This is a genomic window from Pseudomonas sp. Os17, assembly GCF_001547895.1.
Classification (GTDB): Bacteria; Pseudomonadota; Gammaproteobacteria; order Pseudomonadales; family Pseudomonadaceae; genus Aquipseudomonas.
The window spans coordinates 6,798,146-6,816,002 of the sequence record NZ_AP014627.1; the positions used below are offsets into that span (position 1 = coordinate 6,798,146).

The 17,857-nt window shown below is 63.4% G+C and carries 13 protein-coding genes and 1 pseudogene; 6 read left to right on the top strand and 8 right to left on the bottom strand.

Annotated elements, in window-relative coordinates:
• Positions 1–46: 46 nt before the first annotated feature.
• The 4 genes and pseudogenes from POS17_RS30245 to POS17_RS30260 form a co-directional block, all read right to left on the bottom strand.
• Positions 47–310, bottom strand: a pseudogene (locus POS17_RS30245) (helix-turn-helix domain-containing protein); the annotation flags it as partial.
• Complete coding sequence (locus tag POS17_RS30250; RefSeq protein WP_082729965.1) at positions 307–1,581, bottom strand: type II toxin-antitoxin system HipA family toxin; 1,275 nt, start codon at positions 1,579–1,581, stop codon at positions 307–309. The gene POS17_RS30250 and the pseudogene POS17_RS30245, both read right to left, overlap by 4 nt.
• Before the next feature lie 270 nt (positions 1,582–1,851).
• Positions 1,852–3,660: a sodium-extruding oxaloacetate decarboxylase subunit alpha gene (oadA, locus tag POS17_RS30255; RefSeq protein ID WP_060841798.1), complete on the bottom strand. Its 1,809-nt coding sequence runs from the start codon at positions 3,658–3,660 to the stop codon at positions 1,852–1,854.
• A 100-nt stretch (positions 3,661–3,760) separates the two neighbouring features.
• The gene (locus POS17_RS30260; RefSeq protein ID WP_047306688.1) at positions 3,761–5,176 is read right to left on the bottom strand and encodes an acetyl-CoA carboxylase biotin carboxylase subunit; all 1,416 of its coding nucleotides are present in this window, start codon (positions 5,174–5,176) and stop codon (positions 3,761–3,763) included.
• 190 nt (positions 5,177–5,366) lie between these two features.
• Between POS17_RS30260 and POS17_RS30265 the strand changes: the two genes are divergently transcribed.
• Complete coding sequence (locus tag POS17_RS30265; RefSeq protein WP_060841799.1) at positions 5,367–6,329, top strand: LysR family transcriptional regulator; 963 nt, start codon at positions 5,367–5,369, stop codon at positions 6,327–6,329.
• Here POS17_RS30265 and POS17_RS31400 read toward each other — a convergent pair.
• The 3 genes from POS17_RS31400 to POS17_RS30275 all read right to left on the bottom strand — a co-directional run bounded on the left by POS17_RS31400 (position 6,271) and on the right by POS17_RS30275 (position 10,601).
• Positions 6,271–6,483 carry a PA3496 family putative envelope integrity protein gene (locus POS17_RS31400; RefSeq protein ID WP_016966283.1) on the bottom strand — a complete coding sequence of 71 codons (213 nt, stop codon included), beginning with the start codon at positions 6,481–6,483 and terminating at the stop codon, positions 6,271–6,273. The two genes, POS17_RS30265 and POS17_RS31400, sit on opposite strands and share 59 nt — an antisense overlap.
• A 219-nt stretch (positions 6,484–6,702) precedes the next feature.
• Entirely contained in the window at positions 6,703–7,569 is an 867-nt protein-coding gene (gene hexR, locus POS17_RS30270; protein WP_011064325.1) for a transcriptional regulator HexR, read from the bottom strand.
• A gap of 167 nt (positions 7,570–7,736) precedes the next feature.
• The gene (locus tag POS17_RS30275; RefSeq protein WP_060841800.1) at positions 7,737–10,601 is read right to left on the bottom strand and encodes a GGDEF domain-containing phosphodiesterase; all 2,865 of its coding nucleotides are present in this window, start codon (positions 10,599–10,601) and stop codon (positions 7,737–7,739) included.
• 247 nt (positions 10,602–10,848) lie between these two features.
• On the opposite strand from POS17_RS30275, the gene uvrD reads away from it, so the two are divergent.
• The 4 genes from uvrD (at position 10,849) to POS17_RS30295 (ending at position 15,180) form a co-directional block, all read left to right on the top strand.
• A complete protein-coding gene (gene uvrD / locus POS17_RS30280; protein WP_060841801.1) occupies positions 10,849–13,032 on the top strand; it encodes a DNA helicase II in 2,184 nt (727 codons plus the stop codon).
• A gap of 106 nt (positions 13,033–13,138) precedes the next feature.
• Positions 13,139–13,579 carry an EamA family transporter gene (locus POS17_RS30285; RefSeq protein WP_060841802.1) on the top strand — a complete coding sequence of 147 codons (441 nt, stop codon included), beginning with the start codon at positions 13,139–13,141 and terminating at the stop codon, positions 13,577–13,579.
• Between the two features lie 181 nt (positions 13,580–13,760).
• On the top strand, positions 13,761–14,636 hold the full coding sequence (locus POS17_RS30290) for a Tim44 domain-containing protein (protein ID WP_047306692.1): 876 nt from the start codon (positions 13,761–13,763) through the stop codon (positions 14,634–14,636).
• 136 nt (positions 14,637–14,772) lie between these two features.
• Complete coding sequence (locus POS17_RS30295) at positions 14,773–15,180, top strand: SMI1/KNR4 family protein (RefSeq protein WP_007927598.1); 408 nt, start codon at positions 14,773–14,775, stop codon at positions 15,178–15,180.
• 53 nt (positions 15,181–15,233) lie between these two features.
• On the opposite strand, the gene POS17_RS30300 is transcribed toward POS17_RS30295, so the two are convergent.
• On the bottom strand, positions 15,234–16,997 hold the full coding sequence (locus POS17_RS30300) for a cation:proton antiporter (RefSeq protein WP_060841803.1): 1,764 nt from the start codon (positions 16,995–16,997) through the stop codon (positions 15,234–15,236).
• A 288-nt stretch (positions 16,998–17,285) separates the two neighbouring features.
• On the opposite strand from POS17_RS30300, the gene POS17_RS30305 reads away from it, so the two are divergent.
• Positions 17,286–17,771, top strand: a complete 486-nt coding sequence (locus POS17_RS30305; RefSeq protein ID WP_060841804.1) for an acyl-CoA thioesterase — start codon at positions 17,286–17,288, stop codon at positions 17,769–17,771.
• The last annotated feature ends 86 nt before the right edge of the window (positions 17,772–17,857 follow it).

Sequence of the window (17,857 nt, forward strand, 5' to 3'; positions counted from 1 at the left end):
GCCCCCGCTCCGGCTCATCGAGCAGCGAACGGGCGCGGCTGGTCTTCTGCACCTTCACCACCCCCATCTGCAGGCCGAATGGCTTGAACACCGCGGTCAATGACTTGAGGGTCGGGTTGCCGTCACCGTGCTCGATGTGGATCAGGGTGCGCAGGGAGATCCGGCACATGCGGGCGAACTGGCTCTGATGCAGCCCCGTGACTTCAGTCCGCAGGCGCTTGACCGCCTCGCCAATCGGCAGGCGACCGGCCGCCATTTCCTGCTGGATGTCGTCGATCAGGGCCCCGCGTTCTTCCAGCGTCATGTTCATCGCAATCCCCACTCCTGCAGGCGTCGATCCAGGTGGCGCAGGTGAATGCGCGGATGATTCAAGGTGGCTTCGGGCAGGCCGCCGGCACTCAGCAGGTCCGGCAGGGCCCGCAGTTGTTCGGCGTCTGCGCGCAGGCGCGTGAGGGCAGCCTCGGGATCGAGCAGCGGCTTGAGGCTGGCGCACACCAGGCGCCAGTCGACCTCACCGGCCACTTCCATGCGCCCGGGCCATTTGGTGGTGCGGGCAATCCCCTGGTCATCCATGACCTTGGGCGCCAGGTCATGGATCGGCGCCAGGCGCACCCCAGCCTCAGTGCGCAGCACCGACAGCGTGCGCCCATGATTGTCGGTGTTGCCGAGGATCCTGTTGAGCAGGTCGCGCCGCAGGTAGTCCGCCACCAGCTCGGGGATCGACGCCTCCTGGCCGGCGGCGCGCCACAGTTCGGCGAGGATCCCCAGGACCTCGGTATGGCGCATGCCTTGGCCATGGCCCACCAGAGCGGCCAGGGAATAGATCGACTCCACCGCCAGACGCTCAACCCCGGCGGACGTCAGCTGGCGGTCAAAACGCTGCATCCACAGGCTTGGCCGACGCCCCTCTTCCAGCGCCAGCCCAGGCGCCGGGAACGTCTCGATACCCAGCTGCTGCAGTGCCCGGTAGTAATGGAACTCGCTTCTGAGGATGTCGCAGGCATTCGGCGAAGCCGGGTTACGGGGAAACTTCACCCACCAGTGACGCGCGGCATGGGCGTCATCGATCAGCGCATCGGGGTACAACAAGCCCTCGCGGTTTTCCGTCAGCAACAGCTTGGGCGCTTCGTCGCCGATGCTCGCCGTGCCACCAAAGGCCGCTGCCTGCTCATGGGCGTATTCCAGAAAACGGTTATCCAGGGTCACCACCTGTTCCCGGGTAAAACCCAGGGCCGGACGCCTGTGCAGCCCTGCCAGGGACTCCTTGATCCGCAGATGGCCAATGGGCGCCGCGGTGCTTCGGGCCAGGAGGAACAGCTCGCTGCCCATGCCATCGGGCCGCTCATGGCCGATCTGCCGCAGCAAAAAGCGGCGCGCCGCCGGCGTGGCGACCAGGTCATAAAGAAAGGCCGGCGCCCGCTCTTCTCGCCAGGGCTCCCAGCCCAAGGGTATCTGCGCACTGACCGAGCGGCTCAGCGGGCTGGCAACCGCGTCCAGGTTGTCCACCAGGTACTGCGGGACATAACCAAAGCTGCAAGGGCTGGCAAAGCCCGCTTCGGGGTTGTCGAAACTCAGGGTCATGGCATCGGTCCACGCCCCTGCGCCGTAGAGCTGCAACGTCAGCCGGAGCATTGGGTTACCTGTATTTGCTGCACGTGTATAGAGACTCCGCCTCAATCATCCGTGCATTATATTGCAGTTATCCCAAGCCTCCGAGCCAATAAGTGCATCTAAATGCATTTCAATGAACTATTGGCTGCATAAAATGCATTAAATGACACTTCAAAAAAGCCAAAAAAAAGGGGAGCCGTAGCTCCCCCGAGGTAAACCGTTGCCGATGAGGGCCTGAACTCAGCCCTCGATCTCGATCAGGATTTCGCCCGGGTTGACCCGGTCGCCCTTGGCCACATGAATCGCCACCACCTTGCCGGCCACCGCGGCCTGGACTTCGGTTTCCATCTTCATGGCTTCGGTGATCAGTACCGCCTGGCCTTCCTTGACCACGTCGCCTTCCTTGACCAGCACATCGACGATGTTGCCCGGCATGGTGGTGCTGACATGGCCCGGCGCACTGGCCTGCTTGCGCTTGCTGCCACCGCCGCCGACGAATTCGTTGAGCGGCTCGAACACCACTTCTTCCGGCATGCCGTCGATGGACAGGTAGAAGTGACGCTTGCCTTCGGCCTTGACCCCGACACCGGTGATGTCGACGCGGTAGGTTTCGCCGTGGACGTCGATGACGAACTCGGTAGGCACGCCTTCACCGCCCGGCTTGCTGACGCCACCGGCTTCGGGGATCGGCAGCAACACTTCCGGAACCAGGGTGCCGGCCTCACGCTCTTCGAGGAATTTGCGCCCGATGTCCGGGAACATGGCGTAGGTCAGCACGTCTTCCTCGGAATGGGCCAGGGCACCGATTTCGCCGCGCAGCTTGGTCATTTCCGGCTTCAACAGGTCGGCCGGACGCACGTCGATCACGTCCTCGCTGCCGATGGCCTGGCGCCGCAGGTTTTCGTCCACCTGACCCGGGGCCTTGCCGTAGCCGCCCTGCAGGTAGAGCTTCACTTCGTTGGTGATGGTCTTGTAGCGCTCGCCGGCCAGGACGTTGAAGAACGCCTGGGTGCCGACGATCTGCGAGGTCGGGGTCACCAGCGGCGGGTAGCCCAGGTCGTGACGCACCCGCGGGATCTCGGCCAGCACTTCGCCCATGCGGTTCAGCGCGCCCTGCTCTTTCAACTGGTTGGCCAGGTTGGAAATCATCCCGCCCGGCACCTGGTTGACCTGCACCCGGGTATCGACCGCGGTGAATTCGCTTTCGAACTGGTGGTACTTCTTGCGCACGGCGTAGAAGTACAGGCCGATCTCTTGCAGCAGCTCCAGGTCCAGGCCGGTGTCGAACTCGCTGCCTTTAAGGGCCGCGACCATGGACTCGGTGCCCGGGTGGCTGGTGCCCCAGGCGAAGCTGGAGATGGCGGTGTCGATATGGTCGGCGCCGTTCTCGATGGCCTTGAGCTGGCACATGGCAGCCAGGCCGGCGGTGTCGTGGGAGTGGATGAACACCGGCAGCGACAGCTCGGCCTTCAGCGCCTTGACCAGCTCGCCGGTGGCGTAAGGGGTCAGCAGGCCGGCCATGTCCTTGATCGCGATCGAGTCGCAACCCATGGCTTCCATCTGCTTGGCCTGGGCCACGAAGGCCTCGATGGTGTGCACCGGGCTGGTGGTGTAGGCGATGGTGCCCTGGGCGTGCTTGCCGGCGGCCTTCACCGCTTCGATGGCGACCCGCAGGTTACGCACGTCGTTCATGGCGTCGAAGATGCGGAACACGTCGATGCCGTTGACCGCGGCCTTGGCCACGAAGGCCTTGACCACGTCGTCGCTGTAGTGGCGGTAGCCCAGCAGGTTCTGCCCGCGCAGGAGCATCTGCAGGCGAGTGTTGGGCAGCGCCGCGCGCAGTTTGCGCAGGCGCTCCCACGGGTCTTCCTTGAGGAAGCGCACGCAGGCGTCGAAGGTGGCGCCGCCCCAGACTTCCAGGGACCAGTAGCCGACTTTGTCGAGCTTGTCGCAGATCGGCAGCATGTCTTCGGTGCGCATGCGGGTGGCCAGCAGCGACTGGTGGGCGTCACGCAGGATGGTGTCGGTAACGAAGATCTTTTTAGTCATTGGTATCTCCTCATGGCGGCAAGCTCCAAGCTACAAGCCGCCAGTAAAAGCCGATCCGCTTCTACTTGGCGCTTGTCGCTGACAGCTTGCGGCTGCTTATTCATAGGCCTGCGTGGGCGGCGATGGCGGCGGCGATGGCCAGGGCCAGCTCTTCGGGTTTGCGCTTGATCGAGTAGTTGGTCAGTTCCGGATGGCTTTCAACGAAGCTGGTATTGAACTGACCGCTACGGAATTCCGGATTGCGCAGGATTTCCTGGTAGTAGGCGGCGGTGGTCTTGACCCCTTGCAGGCGCATGTCGTCAAGGGCGCGCAGGCCACGGTCCATCGCTTCTTCCCAGGTCAGGGCCCAGACCACCAGCTTCAGGCACATGGAGTCGTAGAACGGCGGAATGGTGTAGCCGGTGTAGATCGCCGTATCGGTGCGCACGCCGGGGCCGCCGGGAGCGTAGTAACGGGTGATCTTGCCGAAGCTGGGGAGGAAGTTGTTCTTCGGGTCCTCGGCGTTGATCCGGAACTGCAGGGCAAAACCACGGTGGTGGATGTCTTCCTGCTTCACCGACAGAGGCAGGCCCGAGGCGATGCGGATCTGCTCGCGAACGATGTCGATGCCGGTGATTTCCTCGGTGATGGTGTGTTCCACCTGCACCCGGGTGTTCATTTCCATGAAGTACACCTCGCCCTCGGCGAGCAGGAACTCCACGGTGCCAGCGTTCTCGTAGCCCACGGCCTTGGCCGCGCGCACCGACAGGTCGCCGATGTAGGCGCGCTGTTCCGGAGTCAGCTGCGGGCTCGGGGCGATCTCGATGAGCTTCTGGTTGCGGCGCTGGATCGAGCAGTCGCGCTCGAACAGGTGCACCACGTTGCCAAAGCTGTCACCGAGGATCTGCGCTTCGATGTGCTTGGGATTGACGATGCATTTTTCCAGGAACACTTCCGCCGAACCGAAGGCCTTGGTGGCTTCGGAAATCACTCGGGGGAACGCTTGCTCCAGCTCTTCACGGCTGTTGCAGCGACGAATGCCGCGGCCGCCACCACCGGAGGTGGCCTTGAGCATCACCGGGTAGCCGATGCGGTCGCCTTCGGCCAGGGCTTCGTGGATATCCGCAACGTTGCCTTCGGTGCCCGGGGTCACCGGCACGCCGGCCTTGATCATGCTGCGGCGGGCTTCGGTCTTGTCGCCCATGCGACGGATGACTTCCGCCGAAGGACCTATGAACTTGACTCCACGTTCGGCACAGATGTCTGCCAGTTCGGCATTTTCCGAAAGGAAGCCATAGCCGGGATGCAGGGCATCGCAGCCGGTTTCCACCGCCAGGTTCACCAGTTTGCGCGGGTTCAGGTAGCCGGCCAGCGGCTCGGCGCCAATGCTGTGGGCCTCATCCGCGCGCTTCACATGCAGGGCATGGCGATCGGCGTCGGAGAAGATCGCTACCGAACGGATGCCCATCTCGGCGCAGGCACGCACGATTCGTACGGCGATCTCACCACGGTTGGCGATCAGGATCTTTTTTATCACTTGGAGGTTCCCTTGAGCCGTTGGAACAAACGACCCGCTAGACCGAGTCGGCGCGTGACCAAATGTTTCAGGTCAGTCGCCGCGTCACACTAGCTCTGAAGAGGGATTAACAAAAATCAATAATTATTGGGTTGGGCATAAGTAAAGACTTATAGTCGTGCCACAAGCCCCAGGCGCGAGCACTCCAGAAATGCGTAAGTCCTTGATGAGACTGACATTGCGTCAGTTGCAGATTTTCAATGAAGTCTGCGATCTGCGCTCCTACAGCCGCGCCGCCGACGAAATGAATCTCACCCAGCCGGCGGTCAGCCTGCAGATCCGTCAGCTGGAGGAACTGATCGGCCAACCGCTGTTCGATTACGTCGGCAAGAAGCTCTACATGACCGAAGCCGCCGAAGCCCTGCAACGGGCCAGCCGGGACATCTTCGGACGCCTGGAAAACCTCGACATGCAGCTCTCGGACATGCAGGGCTCGCTGCAGGGCCAGCTCAAGCTGGCGGTGGAATCCAGCGCCAAGTACTTCGTCCCGCACCTGTTCGCCGCCTTCAAGCGCCAGCATCCGGAAGTCCACCTGCAGCTGACCGTGGTCAACCGCGCCCAGGTGATCCGCCGCCTCTCGGACAACCGTGACGACCTGGTGATCATGTCCATGGTGCCCCAGGACATGGAGCTGGAATTCCTGCCGTTTCTCAACAACCCCATCGTCGCCGTAGCGCCACCGGATCATCCCCTGAGCCACATGGGCCCGCTGCGCCTGCAGGACCTGGAGCCCTACACCCTGGTGCTGCGCGAACCGGGCTCGGGCACGCGCCTGGCCTGCGAGGAGTACTTCAAGGAGAAGCGCGTGCACTTCACCCAGGTCCTCGAAGTGTCGTCGGCCGAGGCTCAGCGCGAGTGCGTGCGTGCGGGCCTGGGCGTGGCCTTGCTGACGCGCCACGCCCTGAACCTTGAGTTGGCGACCGGCGGGTTGATCGAGTTGCCGGTCGAAGAGCTGCCATTGCTTCGCAGCTGGTGCCTGGTGCAGGCCAAAGCCAAACGCCTGTCACCGGTAGCGCATGCGTTCCTGGGATTCATCCGCAGCGAACGGGTGCAGATCAGCGGGCTGGTTGAACGCTTCGACGGGAAGCCGCGGGTGCCGCCTGCCAGTAATTGACGGCCTCAAGCTCGGGGTAATCGTTGATTTCCTGCTGCAACTGACGCAGCTCGAAGCGGTGTTCGATCGCACGCCGAAATTCCATGCGGCGCTGGTCTTCCTGCTGACGACGGGTCTTGACGGCGCTGTTGCTCTCTTCGTAAGGCCGGGCCATTTCGAGTCTCCCAATGCGAGTACGGAAGCTTCACGATGGACGTCGGCAGTTACGGTTTGGCGGCGACTCGGTTACAGGACGATGAACATTCGCCTGCCCAACACCGCTCTGGGCACTGGCTGGCTTGCGCAAGAGCCGGCTTGGCGGCGAAAGCGTGGGTCACCCAAGCCCCTGTCCCCAGCCAGCGCAAACCCGCCCAGCCGCTCCTGACAGGCAGGCTCAATCGTCCAGGGCTTTGACCGACTTGGGCGACAGGCGCAGGCTGCGCAGACTGCGCTTGACGCTCTTGAGGTGGTTGACCAGGCTCGGCCCGCGGGCCATCGCCACGCCCATGGCCAACACGTCGATCACCACCAGGTGGGCGATGCGCGAGGTCAGCGGGGTGTAGATCTCGGTGTCTTCGTGGACGTCGATGGCCAGGTTGACCGTGGACAGCTCGGCCAATGGCGTCTGGCTCGGGCACAGGGTGATCAGCGAGGCGCCGCTTTCACGCACCAGGTTGGCGGTGATCAGCAGGTCCTTGGAACGCCCGGACTGGGAAATGCAGATGGCCACGTCGGTGGGCTTAAGGGTCACCGCCGACATCGCCTGCATGTGCGGGTCGGAATAGGCCGCCGCGGTCAGCAGCAGGCGGAAGAACTTGTGCTGGGCGTCCGCCGCCACTGCGCCCGAGGCGCCAAAGCCGTAGAACTCCACGCGCTGGGCCTGGGACATGGCGGTCACCGCCTGCTGCAGGGCCACCGGATCGAGCTTCTCGCGAACCTCCATCAGGGTGTGCAGGGTGGTGTCGAAGATCTTCAGGCTGTAGTCGGCGACGGAATCGTCTTCATGGATCGCGAACTGGCCGAAACTGGCCCCGGCCGCGAGGCTCTGCGCCAGCTTGAGCTTCAGGTCCTGGAAACCGGAACAGCCGATGGCCCGGCAGAAGCGCACGATGGTCGGTTCGCTGATGCCCACGCTGTGGGCCAGGTCCGCCATGGAACTGTGCATCACCGCCGCAGGATCAAGGAGCACGTGATCGGCGACCTTGAGTTCCGATTTGCGTAACAAATGACGTGACTGGGCAATGTGCTGCAACAGGTTCAAAGGGCTGGACTCATTGTTATTGGCTGACGCCGGAGATGTAGCAAGCTTGTAGTTATACTACAGGAATCGTCTTTTTGCCTGCTCAATGCATCACGAAGTTGCCGGCCTACCCCCCATTTTCAGCCGGGTACGACTTATGTAGCCGTTGTGGCGCACGCCGATAAAGGCTAGCGAGTCTGGGCCTGCAACAGCAGCGCCAGGCCCTCGGCGTTCACCGGGCGACTGATCAGATAGCCCTGCACTTCATCGCAGTGCTCGGCCCGCAGGAACGTCAGTTGACCGGGCTCTTCGACGCCCTCGGCCACCACCTTCAGCGACAGCCCGTGGGCCATGGCAATGATCGCCCGGGTGATGGCGGCGTCCTCGCCTCCGTCGGCCAGCCCACGGATAAAGGCCTGGTCGATCTTCACGTAGTCCACCGGAATCCGCTTGAGGTAACTCAGGGACGAATAACCGGTGCCGAAGTCGTCAATGGCCAGCTTCACCCCCAGGGCGCGCAGTTGCCGGAAGGTGGCGATGATGTGCTCGACGCTGTCCAGCAACTGGCTTTCGGTTAGCTCCAGCTCCAGCAGGTGCGGCTCCAGGCCGGTCTCCTCCAGCACCTGGCGCACCAGACTCACCAGCTTGCCCTGGCGCAACTGATACACCGACAGGTTGACCGACACCCGAATCGGCTCCAGGCCCTGGCGCTGCCATTCACAGGCCTGTCGGCAGGCCTGGCGCAAGACGAATTCGCCGATGGGACCGATCAGCCCGGTTTCTTCCGCCAGCCCGATAAAGTCTCCCGGCGGCACCCGGCCCATGGTCGGGTGGTCCCAGCGCACCAGGGCCTCGGCGGCATTCAGCCGGCCCGTGGCCAGGCACAGTTTGGGCTGGTAGAAGACCATCAGCTGGTCTTCTTCGATGGCCTTGCGCAACTGGTTCTCCAGTTGCAGCCGCTCCAGGGTGCTGGCTTGCAGGCTTTCGGTATAGAACTGGAAGTTGTTGCCGCCCAGGTGCTTGGCGTGGGCCATGGCCATGTTCGCCTGGCTGACCAGGGCGGCGATCTCCCGGGCGCTGTCCGGGAGCATGCTGATGCCCATGGAGGCGCTGACCACCAGTTCGTGGCCCTCAACGGTGATCGGCAGGCGCAACTTGCTGAGCAAGCGGGTCGCCACCCGGGTCAGGCTGGACAGGCTGCCGTAGGCATCGAACAGCACGGCGAACTCGTCACCGGACAAGCGCGCGATGGTGTCGGCTTCCGGCAGCGCATTGACCAGCCGTCGCGCCATTTTCTGCAACAGCTGGTCGGCCACTTCATGGCCGAGGCTGTCATTGAGCAGCTTGAAGCGATCCAGATTGATGTGCAGCAAGGCCAGGCTGCGGCTGCCCTGGCGCACCCGCTGGTGGGCCTCGCGCAGGCGCTCGCGGAACAGCGAGCGGTTGGCCAGCCCGGTGAGCTCGTCATAGTGGGTGAGGTAGCGCATGCGCTCCTCGGATTCACGCCTAGCCGACAGATCGGCGAAGAAGCCCACGATATGCCGGACTTTTCCCCGCCTGTCGCGCACCACGTTCAGTTGCAGCCACTGCGGATAAAGCTCGCCATTCTTGCGGGTTTCCACCAGTTCGCCCTGCCAGCTGCCGTGCTGCTCCAGGGCCTGGTGAATCATCGGATAGTGACGACGGGCATCGCGGCTGCAGGACAGCTCCACCACATTGCGCCCGAGCATGTCTTCGACCTGATAGCCGGTGACCAGACTGAAGGCCTGGTTGGCGGCAATCAGGGCGTAATCGGGGTCAAGGATGACTATCCCTTCGCTGGCCGCCTCGAACACCGTGGCGGCCAGGTCGCGCTGCACTTCCAGCTCCTTGTCGGCACTGATATCGCGCCGCGTGCCCACCATGCGCAGCACCCGTCCGTCGGGGCTGCGTTCCACCGCCCGACCACGGTCCTCGATCCACACCCAGCGGCCATCGCCATGGCGCACCCGGTATTCCACCTGATAGTCCTCGCTGCGGCCCTTGAGGTGCTCCACCAGGGCACGCTTGAGCACGGGCAGATCCTCGGGATGCAGCCGCGGCTTGAGGTGGCTGAGCATCGCCGTGACGTCTTCCGGCTCCAGGCCGAACAGCTCCTTGAGCTGGGTGTGATGGACCTCGTCGGTCTGCAGGTTCCAGTCCCACAGTCCGAGCTCGCTGGCGTCCAGGGCCAGGGCCAGGCGTGCCTCGCTCTTGCTCAGGGCCTGGTTGGCCGCGTCCAGCTCCAGGCTGCGCTGAGCCACCCGCTGCTCCAGCCCGGCCTGGGCCTCGCGCAACTGCTCCTCGGCGCGGCGGCGCTGCTCCACTTCCCGGGCCAGCTCGCGGTTGAGCTGGTTGCTGCGGCTCTGGGCGTCCTGCAGGTGCTCGATCAGGGCCTGATTCTGAAAGCGTCGCAGCAAGCCGCGCTGGATCAGGCGATTGACCTGCCATGCCACCACGCTCAAGGACACCAGGAGAATCAGCCCCAGCCAGCCCCAGCCCCGCTGCTGCTCGTCGCCGCCCCAGAACAGGTAGGCAATCGCCGGCAGCAGGCACGGCAAGGTGAAGGAAAGAAAGGCCTGCAGGCTGACCGCATAGGCCACGCTGGCCGAAAGAATGGCCGCGCCGATCAGGCCGAAGACCCACGCCTGCTGGAGAAAACTGTCGGTGGGCACCAGAGCGATGCCGGCACAGGCCAGGGTCAGGCCGCTGACCGTCGAGCCCAGAAGAAACATGCGCTGCCAGACCGGCTGCGCCTGGCGGCTGGGGATGGCCGAGTCGAAGGCCGCCACCTGGATCACCCGCAAGGCCACCAGGGCCAGCAGCCAGACCATCCACACGCTGAGCAACAGATAGCGCGCCGGGCTCCAGAGCAGCCAGGTGCACACCAGACCATTGAGCAGCATGAACAGCGTCGGCAGCAGCGAGCCCTGATACAGCAGACGCGTGCGTTCCACCGCCATCTCGACGGCGTAGCGCAGAAGGATAACCCGCGGTTCCACCAAGGGGCCGGACAGGTCGGGATTATGGGTCATAGGCAGTGTTCTTATAATGGTTGAGCCCGAAACGTCGGCGGAGCATACACAAGCAAAGGCGCGAGCCAAACTGCTCCAAGTCATAAAATCGATAAAACCGATCCCCCATCAATCCACAGCGCAACAGCCCGGACTTGAAGAGCCGAAGGCTGGGACCTGTGACCGACCGGTCGTCACCCGCGGTTGTTTTATCGGCTAATGCAAAGCCGGGTTTGCCCGGGGTGACGCGGGCCCCTAGAATGCCCCGATGCGCGATGATCTCTCCCTCCTGTTGAACTCCCTCAACGATGCCCAACGCCAGGCCGTAGCCGCCTCCGTGGGTCGTCAGTTGGTCCTGGCCGGTGCTGGCTCCGGCAAAACCCGTGTGCTTGTGCACCGTATCGCCTGGTTGATCCAGGTCGAGAACGCCTCGCCCCACTCGATCCTGTCGGTGACCTTCACCAACAAGGCCGCCGCCGAGATGCGCCACCGCATCGAGCAATTGCTGGGCATCAACCCGGCAGGCATGTGGGTCGGCACCTTCCACGGCCTGGCGCACCGCCTGCTGCGGGCCCACTGGCAGGAAGCCGGCCTGAGCCAGACCTTCCAGATCCTCGACAGCGACGACCAGCAACGCCTGGTCAAGCGGGTGATCCGCGAGCTGGGCCTGGACGAGCAGCGCTGGCCGGCCCGTCAGGCCCAGTGGTTCATCAACGGACAGAAGGACGAAGGCCTGCGCCCGCAACATATCCAGGCCAGTGGCGACCTGTTCCTGGCCACCATGCGCAGCATCTATGAGGCCTACGAGGCCGCCTGCCAGCGCGCCGGGGTCATCGATTTCTCCGAGCTGCTACTGCGCGCCCTGGACCTGTGGCGCGACCACCCCGGCCTGCTGGCGCACTACCAGAAGCGCTTCCGCCACGTGCTGGTGGACGAGTTCCAGGACACCAACGCCGTGCAGTACGCCTGGCTGCGACTGCTGGCCCAGGGTGGCGACAGCCTGATGGTAGTGGGCGACGACGACCAGTCGATCTACGGCTGGCGCGGGGCGAAAATCGAGAACATTCACCAGTATTCCGCCGACTTCCCGGACACCGAAGTGATCCGCCTGGAGCAGAACTACCGCTCCACCGCCGGCATCCTCAAGGCCGCCAACGCCCTGATCGCCAACAACACCGGGCGCCTGGGCAAGGAACTGTGGACCGATGGCGGCGATGGCGAAGCCATCAACCTGTACGCCGCCTTCAACGAGCACGATGAAGCCCGCTATGTCGTGGAAACCATCGAGAGCGCGCTGAAAACCGGCTTGGCCCGCAGCGACATCGCCATTCTCTACCGCTCCAACGCCCAGTCCCGGGTGCTGGAAGAGGCCCTGCTGCGCGAGCGCATTCCGTACCGCATCTATGGCGGCCAGCGCTTCTTCGAGCGGGCCGAGATCAAGAACGCCATGGCTTACCTGCGCTTGCTGGAAGGCCGTGGCAACGACGCGGCCCTGGAGCGAGTGATCAACGTTCCAGCCCGGGGCATCGGCGAGAAGACCGTCGAAGCCATCCGCGAACACGCGCGCCACAGCGACGTATCAATGTGGGAAGCCATGCGCCAGTTGGTGGCCAATAAAGGCCTGACCGGTCGCGCCGCAGGCGCCCTCGGGGCCTTTATCGAACTGATCGAGAACCTCGCCGCCAAGACCCTGGAAATGCCCCTGCACCTGATGACCCAGACGGTGATCGAGCAGTCCGGGCTGATCGCCTACCACGAAGCGGAAAAAGGCGAGAAGGGCCAGGCCCGGGTGGAAAACCTTGAGGAACTGGTGAGCGCCGCGCGCAACTTCGAGAACAGCGAGGAAGACGAGGACCTGACGCCGCTGGCGGCCTTCCTCGGCCACGCCTCCCTGGAAGCCGGCGATACCCAGGCCGACGAGCATGAAGACAGCGTGCAACTGATGACCCTGCACAGCGCCAAGGGCCTGGAGTTCCCCTACGTGTTCCTGGTGGGCATGGAAGAAGGCCTGTTTCCGCACAAGATGAGCCTGGAAGAACCCGGCCGCCTTGAGGAAGAACGCCGTCTGGCCTATGTCGGCATCACCCGGGCGATGCAGAACCTGGTGATGACCTATGCGGAAACCCGTCGCCTGTACGGCAGCGAAACCTACAACAAGGTGTCGCGCTTCGTCCGCGAGGTGCCCAAGGGGCTGATTCAGGAAGTGCGCCTGTCCAACAGCGTCAGCCGGCCTTTCGGCGGTGGCCAGTCGCAGAGCACCAGCAGCCTGTTCGGCGGCAGCGAGATTCCGGACACCGGCTTGAGCCTGGGCCAGGCGGTGCGGCACTCGGTGTTCGGCGACGGGGTGATCCTCAACTTCGAAGGCGCCGGTGCCCAGGCCCGGGTCCAGGTCAACTTCAGCGAAGGCAGCAAATGGCTGATGCTCGGCTACGCCAAGCTGGAAGCCATCTAACCCGACCCGACCCTAGGCGCCGGCTTGCCGGTGAAGCTCACTGGCGAACCACCTCTTCGCCAGCAAGCCGGCTCCGCCAGGTCAGTGCAGAAAAGGCAGCGCGAACATGGGTTCAGGCTTTTTTTCCTCGTGGACATTCTGGGCGCTGCTCTCGGCAACTTTCGCCGCTTTGACGGCGATCTTCGCCAAAGTCGGGATAGAAAACGTCAATTCAGACTTCGCCACCCTGCTGCGCACCGTGGTGGTCCTGGTCAGCCTGGCCTTGATTTTGTACGCAACGGGCCAATATCAGTCCCTGGGATCGATTTCCACCAGGAGCTATCTGTTCCTGCTGCTGTCGGGACTGGCCACCGGGGCCTCCTGGCTGTGCTATTTCCGCGCCCTGAAACTCGGCCCGGCCTCTCTGGTGGCGCCGGTGGACAAGCTCAGCGTGGTGTTGGTCGCAGTCATCGGCGTGGCCCTGCTGGGCGAGAAACTCGATCTGCGCCAGTGGGGCGGAATCGGCCTGATCACCGCCGGCGTCGTGCTCCTGGCACTGCGTCGCTGAACGGCGACGCAATTGAACCAAAGCCGCGTCCTTGAGGACAAAAAACCTATCGGCGAGCATGCCGGCGAACGGAGCTGAACCGAGCCTGTCAGGCAAAAGCCCGAAACATTATGCCGCTCGCTACTGACACTTCACCTGTGCAATATGGCGCGCGTGCCATCCACAAATGGGAACCCCCTTTATGAAACGTTTTCTTAGCATCGCCATGGCGCTGTGCATCGGCCTGACGATGAGCCTCGACGCCAACGCCAAGCGCTTCGGCGGCGGCAAAAGCGCCGGCGCTGCCCCGACTCACCAGACTCGCCAGGCGGCGCCCGCCACTCCGGGCGCGCCTGCCGCTGCCGCCACCGCTGGCGCAGCCGGTGCTGCAGGTGCCGCGGCCAAGGCCGGTGGCGCTTCGCGCTGGCTCGGCCCTCTGGCAGGCATCGCGGCCGGTGGCCTGCTGGCCTCCATGTTCATGGGCGGCGGCTTCCAGGGCATGCAGATCTTCGACATCCTGATCATGGCGGTCATCGCCTTCGTGATCTTCCGCTTCATCGCCGCGCGTCGCCGCAAGCAGCAGGAGCAGTTTGCTCCCGCCGGTCACGCGCCCATGCAGCGCGAGGCGTTCGAACCGCAGCAGCCTGCCGGCGGCTCGATCTTCGGTGGCTCGGCAGCCCCTGCCGCGCGCCCGGTGATCAACGCTCCGGCCTGGTTCAACGAAGAACGCTTCATTGAAGCGGCGCGCAACCACTTCCAGTCCCTGCAGCAACACTGGGACGCCAATGAAATGGACAAGATCGCCGAGTTCGTGACCCCGCAAATGCTGCAGTTCCTCAAGCAGGAACGTGCCGATCTGGGCGACGGCTTCCAGTCCACCTACATCGACAACCTGCAAGTGCAGCTGGAAGGCGTGGATGACCGCGCCGACAAGACCATCGCCACCCTGACCTTCAGCGGTGTGTCGAAGACCTCGCGCTTCGACCAGGGCGAAGTGTTCAGCGAAAGCTGGAACATGGAACGCGCCCAGGGCGACAACCAGCCGTGGCTGGTGGCAGGTATCCGCCAGAACGGTTGATTCATGCCGTTGTCACAGCAGTAAGGCAAAACCCCGACTCAAGTCGGGGTTTTGCATTTCACGATTGCACTTATAGCGAGCTACTGTATAAACCGCCGTCAAACAACCGCGCCATAGAGCTAAGAGGACCCAGGCCGTGGAAGAAGTCATCGAACAACTCCGAGAAGCCAACGAACCGGTACCCGTCCCCCTGGAACTGCCGGACGAAGACCTGCTGGTGGAAATTGAGGAACAGCTGTTCATCAATATCCCGTTCGTCTTCAAAGAGTTCCTGTTGACCGTCAGCGATGTGGTTTACGGCAGCCTGGAGCCGGTCACCGTCACCGACCCGCAATCCCACACTTACCTGCCGGAAGTGGCCGCGACCGCCTGGGACATGGGCGTGCCGCGCGAGCTGATCCCGATCTGCCAGGACGGCGACGACTACTACTGCGTCGAAGAGGACGGCACCGTGGTGCTGTGGTCCGGCGAAGAAGAGCTGATCACCGAGGAATCCTGGGAATCGGTGTGGCACTGGGCGCGGGACGTCTGGCTGGAAAGCTGAGCCGGCTAAAGGCATGAACAGGCTCGCCAGCGCCCTGCTGGCGAGCGGCAAGGTCAATGCCCGCCGTTGTCCTTGCTGTGATCGAAGGTTTCGATCAGCGCCACCTGCATTCGCGTGTGCACCCGGATGAACCAGCGCCACAGCACCGCGGCCACCGCCGCCGCCACCACCGCAATCAGCACCAGCAACTCCAGCGTCGGCAGGATGCTCGACGACAGCGCCGCCAACAGCAGAAAGATCACCAGCAGCGACAGGATCGGAATCACCTCGGCGATGACCCGCCGCACCCGCTGGGTATGGCGCCCGGCCATCTCCGCCTTGACCCCCATCTCCGCCAGCAGCATCGACAGTGCCTTGAGCTTGCGATAGGCGGCGATCAGGAACGGCAGCGACAGCAGCAGGGCTGCGCCCCAGATCAACGCCTTCTGCCAGCTCGGATCACTGACCCAGCCCTCCAGGTAAGCGCCAATGCGCCTGGCGAAATAGCCGCCGGAAAAGAAGATCGCCACCACCAGCGCCAGATTCACTCCCACTTGCAGGAGGATCTTGCGAATCATCGACGCCAGCAGCGCGCCCTCGCCCTGAGGCTGGATGCTGCGCAGCCACTCGCCGTACATCCCCAGCACCCGGCTCAGGCGCTGGGGCACAATCCTCGCCAACTTCAGCGACAAAGGATCGGCAGCGCGGATCAGATAGGGCGTGAGCAAAGTGGTCATGGCCGACACCGCCACCGCCACCGGGTAGAGAAAGTCGCTGGTGACCTGCAGGGTCATGCCCAAGGCGGCGATGATGAAGGAAAACTCGCCAATCTGGGACAGGCCCATCCCCACGCGCAACGAGGTTCGGCCGTCGTTGCCGGCGATAAAGGCCCCCATACCGCAGGAAAACAGCTTGCCCAGGACCACCGCCACGGTGATCACCGCAATGGGCCAGGCGTATTGCAGGAGAATCTGCGGATCGATCATCAGACCGATGGCCACGAAGAAGATCGCGCTGAACAGATCGCGAACCGGTTCGATCAAGCGCTCGATCTTCAGCAACTGGCGGGACTCGGCCATGATCGCGCCAATCAGGAAGGCCCCCAGGACCATGCTGTACTCCAGCTTGACCACCAGCAGGCAGAAGCCGAAACACAACCCCAGCACGGTGATCAGCAGCATCTCGTTGCTGTCGAATCTGGCCACGTAGGCCAGCAGGCGCGGCACCAGCAGAATGCCGATCACCAGGGCCACGATCATGAACAGCGAGAGCTTGCCGACCGTGGAGAACACCTCGCCGGAACTCACCGTGCCGCTGACCGCGATGCTCGACAGCAAGGCGATGATGCCAATGCCGAGAATGTCCTCGACGATCAGCACACCGAAGATCAGCTGGGCGAAGCGCTCGTTCTTCATCTTCAGGTCATTGAGCGCCTTGACGATGATGGTGGTGGAGGAAATGGCCAGGATCGCCCCGAGGAACAGCGAGTCCATGGTGCTCCAGTCGAACCAGCGGCCAATTTCATAGCCGATCCAGATCATCAGGACGATTTCCAGGAAGGCTGCGATAAAGGCCGTGGCCCCCACCTTGAACAGCTTGCGCAGGCTGAATTCCAGCCCCAGACAGAACATCAGGAAGATCACCCCCAGCTCGGCCAGGGTCTTGATGGTCTGCTCATCGTGGATCAGGCCGAAGGGCGGCGTGTGCGGGCCGATGAGGAAACCGGCGACGATATAGCCCAGCACCACCGGTTGCTTGAGTCGATGAAAGAGAATGGTCACCACGCCTGCGACCAACATGATCACGGCCAGGTCCTGAATGAAGCTGATGGCATGCATGGCCAGGGTTCTCCTTGAAAGCTGGGCGGCGCAGATCGCCACATTAGAAAGCTCTGATCGGCAGTAGGAAAAATCCTTAAGGAGTGTCGGAAAATGCCCTGGAACGGGTGTTTTGCAGGTTAACACCGCGACTTCCGGCAGAAAGGCGGTGCAATATTAGGAAACAGATCCACCGGGGCGTGACGGCGTGGCCCGGCCCGGCGTCCCGTTATCGATGGTTTGAAAACCCTTGAACCCAGCACCCGCAGAGGTGCTCCAGCAACCCCTGCCCAGAACCGTGAGCGTGCTATGGAACCCGGAAACGCCCAGCTGTCGATGACGGTATTGATGACCCCTGACATGGCCAATTTCTCTGGCAATGTGCACGGCGGCACCCTGCTCAAGTACCTCGATGAGGTCGCCTATGCCTGCGCCAGCCGTTATGCCGGTCGCTACGTGGTGACCTTGTCGGTGGACCAGGTAATCTTCCGCGAGCCGGTGCATGTCGGCGAACTGGTGACCTTCCTGGCCTCGGTCAACTACACCGGCAACACCTCCATGGAGGTGGGCATCAAGGTGGTGACCGAGAACATTCGCGAGCGCTCGGTGCGCCACACCAACAGCTGCTTCTTCACCATGGTGGCGGTGGACGACCAGCGCAAACCGGCTCCGGTGCCGCCGCTGCAGCCGGAAACGGCCGATGGCAAGCGTCGCTATATCCAGGCCCAGCAGCGCCGGCAGATCCGCCAGGAACTGGAAAAGCGCTACCAGGAAATCAAGGCCGACGGCCCGTGACCCTCAGGCACACGCGCTGATTCAGCCGGACCACGGACGGTCCCATCACCACGCCCCTGCTGAGCCTCCTGCGCTCGCCCTGCTCT

Bases quoted from the DNA above. Each gene is read 5' to 3' on its own strand.
- POS17_RS30250 (WP_082729965.1), bottom strand. From the start codon at position 1,581: ATGACCCTGAGTTTCGACAACCCCGAAGCGGGCTTTGCCAGCCCTTGC.
- oadA (WP_060841798.1), bottom strand. From the start codon at position 3,660: ATGACTAAAAAGATCTTCGTTACCGACACCATCCTGCGTGACGCCCAC.
- POS17_RS30265 (WP_060841799.1), top strand. From the start codon at position 5,367: ATGCGTAAGTCCTTGATGAGACTGACATTGCGTCAGTTGCAGATTTTC.
- POS17_RS31400 (WP_016966283.1), bottom strand. From the start codon at position 6,483: ATGGCCCGGCCTTACGAAGAGAGCAACAGCGCCGTCAAGACCCGTCGT.
- POS17_RS30275 (WP_060841800.1), bottom strand. From the start codon at position 10,601: ATGACCCATAATCCCGACCTGTCCGGCCCCTTGGTGGAACCGCGGGTT.
- uvrD (WP_060841801.1), top strand. From the start codon at position 10,849: ATGCGCGATGATCTCTCCCTCCTGTTGAACTCCCTCAACGATGCCCAA.
- POS17_RS30285 (WP_060841802.1), top strand. From the start codon at position 13,139: ATGGGTTCAGGCTTTTTTTCCTCGTGGACATTCTGGGCGCTGCTCTCG.
- POS17_RS30290 (WP_047306692.1), top strand. From the start codon at position 13,761: ATGAAACGTTTTCTTAGCATCGCCATGGCGCTGTGCATCGGCCTGACG.
- POS17_RS30300 (WP_060841803.1), bottom strand. From the start codon at position 16,997: ATGCATGCCATCAGCTTCATTCAGGACCTGGCCGTGATCATGTTGGTC.
- POS17_RS30305 (WP_060841804.1), top strand. From the start codon at position 17,286: ATGGAACCCGGAAACGCCCAGCTGTCGATGACGGTATTGATGACCCCT.